The organism is Marisediminitalea sp. (assembly GCF_984433645.1).
Map to the genome: position 1 here is coordinate 1 of NZ_CFIDRX010000140.1, position 11,462 is coordinate 11,462.

The window sequence follows — 11,462 nt, forward strand, 5'->3', positions numbered from 1 at the left end:
GAAACATCTGGGTAATATTACAAAATTGTGATGAACCGGTATAAGCCTCATCTATCCACGGCCATACACTTCTATGTAGTTAATTATAAATAGGTTAACTAGAAAACGAGAGTATTGATCAATAACATACGCATGACATAGGTGAAGTTCGTTAAGTGAAAAATGTAACGTGTTCAGCAACACCCGAACAACCGTGTATCTTTTGTCGCTATTTTATGACTGTGGTCATATTTTCGTGAATTAACTCTCCCTTAGATATTTTATAGAATCTGCGTTGTATTCAATTAAATTAAAGACAGAATGCATCCTATAAAACTCTGTGCTGTGCAAATATGGTTCGGTGAAAGTCTGTTTTTCATACTTTTTACAGTGCGATAGTGAAAAGGAAAGTCATTCCGCTTCGATTGCACAAGTGTCTGGTCCGATGATTCAGTAACTGAGAATGACTTGTATTGTTAAGGTTATGTAATTTATTTACAATTTCATGACTGACTATACACAATAAAACAATCTGTTTGTATATTCACTGAGCAATTAACCTGTCATTGGGCTTGTGTAAAGAGCTTGTTACTTGACTCTTTCCACAATCTCGTGTGACTATAAGAAGTTCGTAGTACTACCGTCTCGACGGCTAATACTACCTTCCTAAATATAGAAATTTATACGCCCCTTGCGTGACAGTACTTTTATTACAAACGCAAGGATTCAAATAAGAAATTGGTTGGGAACTATGTCCAAAATGAGCAAGAGAACTCTTATTGCTTCTACTGTGATGGGTGCATTCGCACTGACTGGTAGCGCATTCGTCTCTGCAACTACTCTGAGCGATCTTCATAAAGAAGAAGCAAAGATGCATGCGGCTGCAGCGAAATCTCAGGAAAAAATCAACTCACTTTTCGAACAGTCACAGGAGTTGTTGGTTGAATACCGTGCGGTTGTTGACGAAACGGAAAACCTGAAAATTTATAACGATTACCTTGCAAGCCTGGTTGCTGACCAGCAGCGTGGTATTGATTCTTTACAGAGCCAAATCGACAGCATCGAAGATACCAAGAAAGGTATCGTTCCTCTGATGTTCCGTATGATCGATAGCCTGGAAAAATTTGTAGAGCTCGACGTTCCTATTCGTCTGGCTGAGCGTCAAGCGCGTATCGAGAGACTTCGCGATCTGATGGCTAACTCTAACGTAACTGTTTCTGAGCAGTTCCGTCAGGTACTTGATGCATACCTTATCGAAACTGAATACGGTACTCGTATCGCGTCTTATCAAGGTACACTTGATAACGCAGGTACTCAGGTAACTGTTGATTTCTTTAACTTAGGCCGTGCGGCAATGCTAGCGCTGTCTTTGGACCAAAAACACGCTTGGGTTTGGAACAATGACACGCGTTCATGGGAAACTTTGGGTGATGAATATCTTGGTTCAGTAAACGACGCTGTGAAAATGGCGAAAGGTCTGACCCCACCTGAGTTGATTAAACTTCCTATCAAAGCGGCGGAGTAAGCGTTAATGAAACCAGTATTTAAATCTCTAATTGCCGCAGCTACAGTCGCGGTTATGTCTTCTACAGCAGTTCAGGCTCAGGAGCCTGCATCTTTAGAAGACCTGTTAAATTCTGTTAAGGCTTCTCGTGCATCTGAGCAAAAAATCAATGCACAACGTGAAGCTGAATTCACATCAGCACGTGCTGACAAGCAAGCACTGCTGCGCAAAGCTGAAGCTGACCTGAAAGCAGAGCAAGCACGCGGTGATCGTCTGCAGAAACAATTCTCTGATAACGAAGTAACGTTAAACGAGAAAGCTGCTGAATTAGATCAAGCTACAGGTACGCTGGGTGAGATGTTCGGTGTTGTACGTCAGGCGTCTTCTGAAGCGTTTGGTCGTATTGCTACTTCAATCGTTAGCGCACAATACCCAGGTCGTGATGAATTCCTGGCTCGCATGTCAGAAGAATCAAAAGGTCTGCCTAACATCAACGAGCTGGAAGAACTGTGGTTCTCTCTGCAAACTGAAATGACTGAACAGGGTCAGGTTGTTCGATTCTCTGCGGACGTAATCGACCTTGACGGTGGTACAAACACACAAGAAGTTGTTCGTGTTGGTACATTCAACCTGATTGGTGACGAAGGTTACCTGACTTACGACAGCGAAAACAAAGTAATCCAACCACTTGGTCGTCAGCCTGACAGCCACTTAGTTGCTTCTGCTGAAGCGCTGCGTAATGCTACTTCAGGTATCGTTCCTTTCTATGCTGACCCTTCACAAGGCCAAATCCTGGGCCTGTTGAAGCAAAAAGCGACTATGTCTGAGCGTTATCACGCTGGTGGTGTAGTAGGTTACGTTATCACTGGTATGTTGATCTTGGGTCTGTTGATTGGTCTGTATAAATTGATCACTCTGACTCTGGTTGGTGGCAAAATCCGTTCACAGCTTAAAAACCCAGGTTCACCTTCAGAATCTAACCCTCTTGGCCGCATCCTGAAAGTGTATGCTGAGAACAAAGGCACTGACGCTGAAAACATCGAGTTGAAACTGGACGAAGCAATTCTGAAAGAACTGCCACGTATCGAAGCGGGTATCAACATCATTAAAATCTTCTCTGCAATTGCACCGTTACTGGGTCTGTTAGGTACAGTACTTGGTATGATTGCAACCTTCCAAACTATCACACTGTTCGGTACTGGTGACCCACGTATGATGGCAGGAAGTATCTCAATGGCACTTGTAACTACCGCTCAAGGTATTATTGCAGCACTGCCGTTGATCTTAACGCACAGCATTGTTGCTTCTAAGAGCAAGTCAATCGTTCACATCCTGGACGAGCAGACTGCGGGTATCATTGCTGCTCACGCAGAGTCGGAGAAAGCATAATATGGTTTACCTGATTGGATTATGGGAATCGGTCAGGGACTTTATCGCTACCGGCGGTGACGTACTTTACTTCGTTGCTGCCGCGCTCTTTCTCATGTGGGTATTAATGATTGAGCGCTACTGGTTTGTGACAGCAGTGTTTCCAAAAATGAGAAATCAAATTATTCATAATTGGAAAGCACGGTCAGATACCAAGTCTTGGTATGCGCATAGAATCCGTGAAGCGTGGATCTCTGAAGCATCTGATGAACTGAATGCCAGAATGCTGATTATACGTACGTTAGTTGCCATGTGTCCGCTTATCGGTCTGCTTGGTACGGTTACCGGTATGATCAACGTATTCGAAACAATGGCAACGCAGGGCACGAGTAACGCACGTCTTATGGCGGGCGGTATCTCGATGGCAACTATTCCAACTATGGCTGGAATGGTAGCAGCGCTCTCAGGTCTGTTTATCAGTACGCGTATAGAGGCCAAAGTTAAGATCGCGCGGGAAAAGCTAGTCGATAGCCTGCCGTTTGAGTAGAGAGAGAGATTATGGCTCGAAAAGTCAGAACCGAAGAAGAAGATGCTCAGGTTGACATGACGCCCATGTTGGACATCGTGTTCATCATGCTTATCTTCTTTATCGTGACAACGGTTTTCGTAAAAGAAGCCGGTATTGAAGTTAACAAGCCCGATGCGAGCCAAGCGTTCCTACACAAAAATGCCAACGTCTTCATTGCTATTACAGAAGATGGAGATGTGTGGTTGGATAAACGTGAGGTTGCGCTAGACAGCGTAAGGGCAAATTTAGAGCGTCTGCTAACTGAACAGCCAACGGACTATGTTTTTATTCAAGCTGATATAAAAGCAAAGCACGGTGTAGTGGTGAAAGTTATGGACCAGGTTAAAGCTGCAGGCATTGACCGTATTGCGGTAGCAGCGAGGAATTAACATGGGACGATTGATTGCTTCTATTTTAGTAGGTGCAGCGGTTGCATTCGGACTGTTTGTGGTAATGGCGAAGTTGATTGAAAACTCCGCTCGCCCGGCAGACGAAGTACCACCTGCGCCGGTAATTGATATTGTGATGCAAGCTCCGGATGAGGATGTGCAGACGCGTACTCGTGTTCCACCCCCTCCACCGCCGCCGCCTCAACAGCCTCCTAAAATGGAGCCAGTAGAGCCGGAAGATGCGGAGCCGGATGCGGATGGATTTAGTTTGGATATCCCAAATGTTGACACCGGCGGTGTTGGTGTAAACATTGGTGGTGTTGGCGCGATGCAAAGCGATGGTGACGCTACACCAATTGTACGTATCGATCCTAAATATCCTCCGCAAGCTGCACGCGATGGTAAAGAAGGCTGGGTTAAACTACAGTTTACAATCAACGAAGACGGTTCAGTGGGCGATATTGAAGTAATGGATGCTGACCCAAAACGTATTTTCGACCGCGAAGCACGTCGTGCTTTGGCAAAGTGGAAATACAAGCCTAAGATCGTTGACGGCAAACCTGTAAAACAACCTAACATGTTCGTACAACTTGACTTTAAACTGGAGCAATAATGATGATGAAATCAGCAATGTTCAAAAAGTCACTTGTAGCCGTTGCTTTCACACTGGGTGCTGCTGTATCAGCACCTGTTCTGGCGCAGTCTAATCCGCCAGTTGTGTGTCCGGGCTATGAAAAGGGTACAACTAATCTGGTTGGCGAACGCGTCGGTAAGAAAGTACAGAAAGCGTATGAAGCGTATGGCGAAGATCTAGTTGATGAAGCGATTGCCCAGTTAATGGACATCGATGCGTCAGAAGACTTCGACAAAGCTTATGTAAATCGCTTATTGGGTAACATGTTGGCGACTAAAGATGGGCAAGGGCCGAAAGCTCTTGGTTATCTGGCGTCTTCTGTTAACCCCAAAGTACTGAATGATCTTGAACATGCTCAAACGTTAAAGCTGATTGCTGATTTGAGCCTTCAGGAGAAGAAGTACACCGATGCGGTTAAGTATTATCAGGCGTGGTTGGATTTTACCTGTAAGGAAGATCCAGAAGTTTATACACGTATGGCAAACGCATATTACGAGCTTAAGCAGTTCGATAAGCTTATCGCTCCTGCTGACAAAGCCATTGCGTTGTACGAGAAGCCGAATAAGAACCCTTATGTTCTGAAACTGTCATCTTACTATGAGCGTAAGATGTATCCTGAAACGGTTAAGGTTGCAGAAGATATCGTAAACACGTTCCCTGAAGAAGGTAAATGGTGGGTTCAGTTAGGCCAATTCTATTTGATGGTAGAAGATTTTAAAAAGTCTCTGTCAACTTTGGAAATTGCCTACAACAACGGTTTTCTGACTAAGCCAAACCTGATCAAGATGTTGTCGCAGTTATACTCTACCAACAACATGCCTTTCAAATCAGCTGAAGTACTGGCTGAAAATGTAAATAAAGGCGTAGTTGAGAAAACCGCAGATAACCTTGCGGCGATTGCGAACAGCTATCACCAGGCAATGGAATACAAGGAAGCAGCAAAGTATTACGAGCAAGCTGCTGAACTGTCTTCTGACCCTGAATTCTATCGTAAGCAAGGCGTATTATTACTGGTTGCTGAAGACTACAAAGGTGCAATTAAAGCGTTAAACAACGCCCTAGCACGTGGTACTGAAGACGCAGGTAAAGTACACTTCAGTTTGATGGAAGCTAACTTCTACGCAGGCAATTTTAAACAAGCCTACGAGCACGTGAAGGAAGCGAAGAAGGATTCATCTATGCGTCGTAACGCGAATGCATGGGAACCTTACATTAAGCAAAAAGCGAAGAATCGCGGCATCAATATCTAATCAAAAAAGCGCCTCAGGGCGCTTTTTTATTACCTGCTTACGCAACATGTTTCATTAAACCATATTTGCCATGTGACACTAATGGCGTTAGCTGTCCAGTTGCAAATTCATAAGCCTGTTTTTTACCGGTTAAGCCATATTGCTTAATAAACGGAAACAAGTCGTCAAAACAAGCTACAAAATTGTTAAGTACGTCTAAAGAGTGAGTCATCTTATTATTCATATCTGATGCTGTCGCGTTACAACGTGCCAATAACCAAACCACACTGCCTCTTGCATGTTGAATTTGTCGGTGCCCATTTATTACTTGTTTCAGAATGTCAGAATTGCAGGTTACAAAATCGTCATTCTCTGCCGCTAAGCAAGTCTCCGAAGCCCCGTCTTGTTTTATCACTGCGTTGAAAAGCTCGGGGGTAGGGTGAACAGAGAGTTCCTGGTAAAAACGCTGTGCAACCAGATTGCGTTTATCACGTGATTTTGCTGTGATGGGTTTCCACATTAACAAACTGTATTCGGCACTTGAGGCATCGCGTTTCAAGCCGGCTTTCACCGCTTCAAAGCCACATGATTGCCAAAATCTCATCAGCGATTCGGTGGCGCCGAAGGAGGTCGTAAGCGCGTCTATCGACTGTTCGTTCAGCCAATGTATCAGAGCATGTATAAGGTTAGTTGCAATGCCTTTACGGCGATAGGCTTCAGACACGGCAATTCGATTAATCCGGCAATAGCGTTGAGTTGCCATTGCAGGGTCGGCGAGATACAAGCTAAGCGCCTGAGCCGATAAATGGCCATTGACCCGCCGTTTTCCGCTAGCGATGTCGTTGGCCACTGATTGCAGAATTGTACCGCCTTCTATTTGAATATTGATGACTCCAATGACGTCATCCTGATGCCTTGCAATCAGCGTATAGTTTTCTGGTGAATCACAGAGTCTGATTAATTCGTCTACCGTCGTTTGATAGTGAGCGGTCATTAGTAAAGACAGCACTTTGTTAAACGACTCTGGCGATTCAGCAGACAGAAAGGTGTACCGAACCTCTTCGGTATCTTTCCCTTTTTTTGATGTTGGGAGAGCCACTGAGTCACCTTGCGAAGGTTCATCATCCAATTGCAGAGCCTGGTATAACGTCTCTTCAACAGGATCATCAGGCGCCCATCTGCATGGCATTGAAAGCGATACACGCTCATACGTTTGAAATTGTTGTTTAAGCCAGGGAATAAAGCGCGTTAGAAAGCCTCTGCCGGTACCTTCATAACCGCGCATTGTTGTGCTTAGTACAACGCGCTTAAAGTGAAGACAAAGAGATTGTAATGTGGGAATAGGCAAATTGGCTGCTTCATCAATGATCAGAACCGCTTCAGCGTCTTTATACAGTTCAGGGTGATCAACAGGCAGCCAGCGAATGCAATGTTTACCTTGTTGTATTTGTCGGGCTGACGTTTCGGGTATATCGGGGGCGATGTGTCTGACTCCCTTAAATATGGCGTTTACTGAGTCAGGGAAACGGCTACAAATGATCACTGATTTACCGAATTTTAACCAGTGAGCCGCTAATATACCTAATAACGTCGACTTTCCGCGCCCTCTGTCGGCGGTTAAAACACACATACCGGATTCACTGACGTGACTAAGCTGTTCGAACGCCTGTTGCTGGTCTAATGAAGCAAACGGGGCAGGGGCGAGCAGACTTGGATTTTGTGCTACGGGCTGTGGACTGGGAAGTCGGCATATTCCACCGGCCTCTATCAGAGCAATGTCTTGTCGGGAACAAAATAACTGGGCCATATAAGCTCTGAATATGCTGTTTTCGCACGTTTGACCATAGCTCAAATAATGGTTAGTTGTGTGCTCAGTGTAGTAAGACCACTCAGCAGTTGGAGGGACGCAAAGTAACAGTATCCCGTTATCTGCTACTGTCCCTGCTAACGACAATAGGGCGCTGGGTCTGAATGCCTCGAAAGCATCGTATATGCCCAGTTTGCAGGATTGTCCGAGTAGTTGTGTAGCTTGCTTGAGGGGCAGGGCGCCCGGGACGCTAACCTGTGAATGCCCCAATGCAAGAACCGACTCAGTGCTGAAATGGCTAACAAACGGTAACAGCTGCTGTTTACAAAATGCCGGGCTACCGCTAATAACAACGAGCTGCCGGTGACAGCAACGCTGTTTTCTGGCAAGTAACCAATCTGATATTTGTTGTGAGTCTACACCGCTCATGTTACTGGCCGTTATCGCTACCGAGTTGTCAGCGTCTGTGAGTAATTGTTGTGTGAATGAGCAACTAAGCATCACAGAGACTGGGAATTAAAATGTCGTGGCTGAGTTTATCATTTTCAACTGCGAAGACACATGGGCTTGCGCATCCTGATAAGGTAAAATAAAGCCACAGCAACAAATTACAGAGATTACTATGCGATTTTTAACGCGCAGGCTGGTCATGCCGAATGACCTCAATTATGCCTTTTCTTTATTCGGTGGTCGTTTATTGCAGTGGATAGACGAAGAAGCCGCTATTTATGCCATTTGTCAGTTGGAAACCAATTGTCTGGTAACAAAACACATTGGTGAAATTTCATTTGAATCACCGGCTTTACAGGGTGACATTGTCGAGTTCGGACTGGCGACGAAAGCCGTTGGGAGAACCTCAATTAGCGTTTCCTGCCTGGTGCGAAACAAGGCAACCAAGAAAACAATCTGTCTGGCAGATGATATTGTGTTTGTAAAAGTAGATCCTGAAACCCGCTTGCCTGTGCCGCACGGAAAGACCATGGAAGTATTGGAGCAGCAGACGGCCGAAGAGATTGGCAAACTCAATATTGATGTGTAGCGTTGAGTACTAGTCTGGCGGCAACAGCGTTAGCCGCCAGCCTGTAAAACTACCACTTTTCCAACACGGATTGCATCGCAGAAAGCTGAGCGGCACTCAATCCTTGTTCCTGACTGATATCTGACAGCGTGCTGACGTCACTATCGAAAAACAAACTGTTAAACGCCATTTGATGACAAAGCAAGATGCGCTGCTGCATCAGCGACTCTCCCCCACGACATAACTGCCACAGCATTTGATTCACTTCACTGGTAATGCCCCAGTTAATCAATAGCAGTGAAGAGGCGCCGTACAAACACACATTAAATTCTGCGTCGAGCTGCTGCACAAACGCTTCAAAGCTGGCTGATTGGCTCCACTGTACATAGAGCGTCTCACTGGAAATGTGTTCAGCGTGAAAAATAAGCAGTAACGATAAGGGGCCAAACATCACCACCTGATTCAGGATGTCGTTCTGGGCCTCACTGTATTCGTTGGCGAATAGTGCCTGAAACAGCGTATGGCTCAATAACATTGCATCAATCAGCTTGGCCACGTCCGGATGTACGCTCTGAACGGTCAGGAATTGTTGTGCTGCGAATAATACCGCCAGATGACGCACCTGACTGACCCCGAGGTTGCGACCGATAGCCTGTTGCAGTGACACCGGCGTGGTTCCGTAAACGGCGCGACTGGCTTTGCCCATAATATGTGCCTGGAACACCGGGTCGGACGCAATAAGCGCCACAAGTTTACCCACAGTCTGTTGTTCCTCGGGTAACTGGATGATCTGATTAATCGTCTCCGGCAACGGCGGCAGGTTATCTGACACCTCCAGCAAGGCCTGGTTACCCCGTTGAAAACGCAGGCGACTGCCTATCTGACGCAGTTGCCCCGGACTAACACCAGTAAACTCCTTAAAGCTGCGGTCAAATGCCCGTCTGTCAGAAAAGCCCAGCAAGTCTGTGACGTCATCGACTTTTTTTCCGCTCAACAAGTAGTGCACGCTTTTCTCGTGAATATATCCCTTCAGCACCGCACTAAATGAAATATCGTCGTTGCGCAGGGTGCGCCTGAACGTCGACATATTCATATTGAGTTTTTCTGCAATGCCCTCGGCGCGGATCCGGGCTGGTTGGTGATAGGTATCGAAGGCTTTTAACAGGGTGACCAGCAGTGAGTTTTCGCTATCCTGGTGTGCATATTGCTGAAAGTTTCGGGCCAGTACCTGCTGCAGATTAGGACTATGGAAAAAAGACTGCCTGTCCAGCCAGTCTGCGTTGAAAGACAACCGCAATTCGGTTTGCTGTTCTGTTACCGATATTGGCGCCCGGCTGATGGGTGTCAGCAACGCCAGGTTGTCATTTGTTGGTACGTCGATCGCGGTAAATTCGAAATCGCGCCCGGCTAAATGTCTGAACAGCAGGAGAAAGAAAGCAATCTGAAAGGGGACGAGTGAAACCGGAAGTGTATGCTTCAATACGAGTGTCGCCACGTTATCATCAGTACACAACTGCAGGGTTTCTTCGGGTTGAAACCAGGCCTGAGTAATGTTCTCACTGGCACTCAATGCCGACCGGATATCTTTGCTAAGCGAAGCGTAGCAATGTACGGCGCCCATTTTGTTGAAATCCAGGTAGCCAAGCAAAGACTGCCCTGTGAGCGCGGTATTCTCAGCCACTAACATATCGCAAAGCTGAGCTAATTGTTGCGCCGTTACTTCATTGGACTCCACCCGAGGTAGCAAAGCAACAACCTGTTCATCATCCTTGGTGTTTAGCTGTTTGTCGCGACGCAGGCTTAGTAAAGCACGCAATACAGCGGACCAAAACGTTCCTGTGTAGGTCAATCGAAAGCTCCTTGTCGTTTATATGAGCTAATCATTGCACATAACTGTCAGATTTCGAAGGAAGTTGAACAAAATTGTCCTAAAGTTTTGTATTAAATGTCCTACTCTGATTTTCCCCGCAACTTTATAGTTAACTCATACACAATCCGGTTTAAGTAGTACGGATTGCGTTACCGGCACTAGTGAGTATGCGATGCCAACCGCGAAGTTACTCCGAGTAGTTAGTGCAGGTAATGTCCGGTGACGTCACCACCGGAATCTGTCCGGTCCGGACAGCGATAACCGTCATGCCCGCCACGTCACAGGCGGGCATTTTATTTTCTGAATACAGAATCACTTGCATTCACGGTGCGTATTGGTAGACTGCCCTCGCGCTGACATACCTGTCTTTATTTTCTAGGTTCAGCGCGTACCAAGGGGTGCCGAATGAGGCTGAGATCCACCACGTGGGAACCCTTTTACCTGATCCGGATAATACCGGCGTAGGGATGGTTAACAAAACAGCCTATTCACCTGCCGTAAAAGCCGGATCTTTTGGTCACTATTGCACAAGAGATCCTGTATGAAAGTTTCTAAAACACTGTTTCCATTGTCGTTGTTAAGCGCTGCATTCAGCGCTGCAGCAGAACCAGAATCCGATATCGAGCGCGTCACCGTATACGGTGATTTTTACCAGCAAACCTTGTCTCAGATAAGCGCCAGTGCGTCGGTTATCGATGATACTCGCGTATTATCACGTCAGGCCGACCACTTGGATGGCTTGTTGCGTGTTGCCCCTAACGTTAATTTTAGTGCCGGCGCGTCGCGTGGTCGTTTTGTTCAAATTCGTGGTATCGGTGAGCGTTCACAGTTTGCAGAGCCAATTAATCCGTCTGTAGCCTTAATGGTTGACGACTTCGACTTCTCAGGACTGGGCGCTTCGGGCATTTTGTTTGACACCCAACAAGTCGAGGTGTTCAGAGGGCCACAAGCCACGGTATTTGGTACTGGCGCTCTGGCCGGCGCGGTGTTAATAAAGTCGAATGACGCTGATGCCACTGACAATAATTTCGTAAGCGCACGTGTAGCTACGAAAGACAGCTATCGCGTTGAGCTGGCTAACAGTGTCGCGGTGAGC

Annotated in this window: 10 protein-coding genes and 1 riboswitch; of the genes, 8 read left to right on the forward strand and 2 right to left on the reverse strand. The window is 46.3% G+C overall.

All coding sequences use genetic code 11. From position 1 onward, the window contains the following. Positions 1 to 739: 739 nt before the first annotated feature. The 6 genes from AC4MRN_RS15590 to AC4MRN_RS15615 are packed head-to-tail and all read left to right on the forward strand — an operon-like array spanning position 740 to position 5,692. The gene (locus AC4MRN_RS15590; RefSeq protein WP_073318928.1) at positions 740 to 1,504 is read left to right on the forward strand and encodes a DUF3450 domain-containing protein; all 765 of its coding nucleotides are present in this window, start codon (positions 740 to 742) and stop codon (positions 1,502 to 1,504) included. A gap of 6 nt (positions 1,505 to 1,510) precedes the next feature. Beyond that, complete coding sequence (locus AC4MRN_RS15595; RefSeq protein ID WP_073318926.1) at positions 1,511 to 2,872, forward strand: MotA/TolQ/ExbB proton channel family protein; 1,362 nt, start codon at positions 1,511 to 1,513, stop codon at positions 2,870 to 2,872. A gap of 1 nt (position 2,873) precedes the next feature. Next, positions 2,874 to 3,398 carry a MotA/TolQ/ExbB proton channel family protein gene (locus AC4MRN_RS15600; protein WP_073318924.1) on the forward strand — a complete coding sequence of 175 codons (525 nt, stop codon included), beginning with the start codon at positions 2,874 to 2,876 and terminating at the stop codon, positions 3,396 to 3,398. Positions 3,399 to 3,409: 11 nt separating this feature from the next. Beyond that, positions 3,410 to 3,808 (forward strand): ExbD/TolR family protein, encoded by a 399-nt coding sequence (locus tag AC4MRN_RS15605; RefSeq protein ID WP_073318921.1) that lies wholly within the window; start codon positions 3,410 to 3,412, stop codon positions 3,806 to 3,808. Position 3,809: 1 nt separating this feature from the next. Then, on the forward strand, positions 3,810 to 4,421 hold the full coding sequence (locus tag AC4MRN_RS15610) for an energy transducer TonB (RefSeq protein ID WP_073318918.1): 612 nt from the start codon (positions 3,810 to 3,812) through the stop codon (positions 4,419 to 4,421). Positions 4,422 to 4,426: 5 nt separating this feature from the next. Continuing rightward, the gene (locus AC4MRN_RS15615; protein ID WP_370242701.1) at positions 4,427 to 5,692 is read left to right on the forward strand and encodes a tetratricopeptide repeat protein; all 1,266 of its coding nucleotides are present in this window, start codon (positions 4,427 to 4,429) and stop codon (positions 5,690 to 5,692) included. Between the two features lie 37 nt (positions 5,693 to 5,729). Here the strand turns inward: AC4MRN_RS15615 and AC4MRN_RS15620 are convergent, their stop codons facing one another. After that, the gene (locus AC4MRN_RS15620; protein WP_491203793.1) at positions 5,730 to 7,907 is read right to left on the reverse strand and encodes a GNAT family N-acetyltransferase; all 2,178 of its coding nucleotides are present in this window, start codon (positions 7,905 to 7,907) and stop codon (positions 5,730 to 5,732) included. A 193-nt stretch (positions 7,908 to 8,100) separates the two neighbouring features. Here AC4MRN_RS15620 and AC4MRN_RS15625 point away from each other — a divergent pair, with 193 nt between their 5' ends. Then, entirely contained in the window at positions 8,101 to 8,517 is a 417-nt protein-coding gene (locus AC4MRN_RS15625; RefSeq protein WP_073318912.1) for an acyl-CoA thioesterase, read from the forward strand. Between the two features lie 49 nt (positions 8,518 to 8,566). Here the strand turns inward: AC4MRN_RS15625 and AC4MRN_RS15630 are convergent, their stop codons facing one another. Further along, positions 8,567 to 10,345: a helix-turn-helix domain-containing protein gene (locus tag AC4MRN_RS15630; RefSeq protein WP_491203794.1), complete on the reverse strand. Its 1,779-nt coding sequence runs from the start codon at positions 10,343 to 10,345 to the stop codon at positions 8,567 to 8,569. Positions 10,346 to 10,750: 405 nt separating this feature from the next. Further along, a riboswitch (TPP riboswitch) is annotated at positions 10,751 to 10,851 on the forward strand. A 56-nt stretch (positions 10,852 to 10,907) separates the two neighbouring features. Between AC4MRN_RS15630 and AC4MRN_RS15635 the strand changes: the two genes are divergently transcribed. Next, positions 10,908 to 11,462 (forward strand): TonB-dependent receptor plug domain-containing protein (locus AC4MRN_RS15635; protein WP_491203795.1); only part of this gene is annotated, 555 nt, incomplete at its 3' end.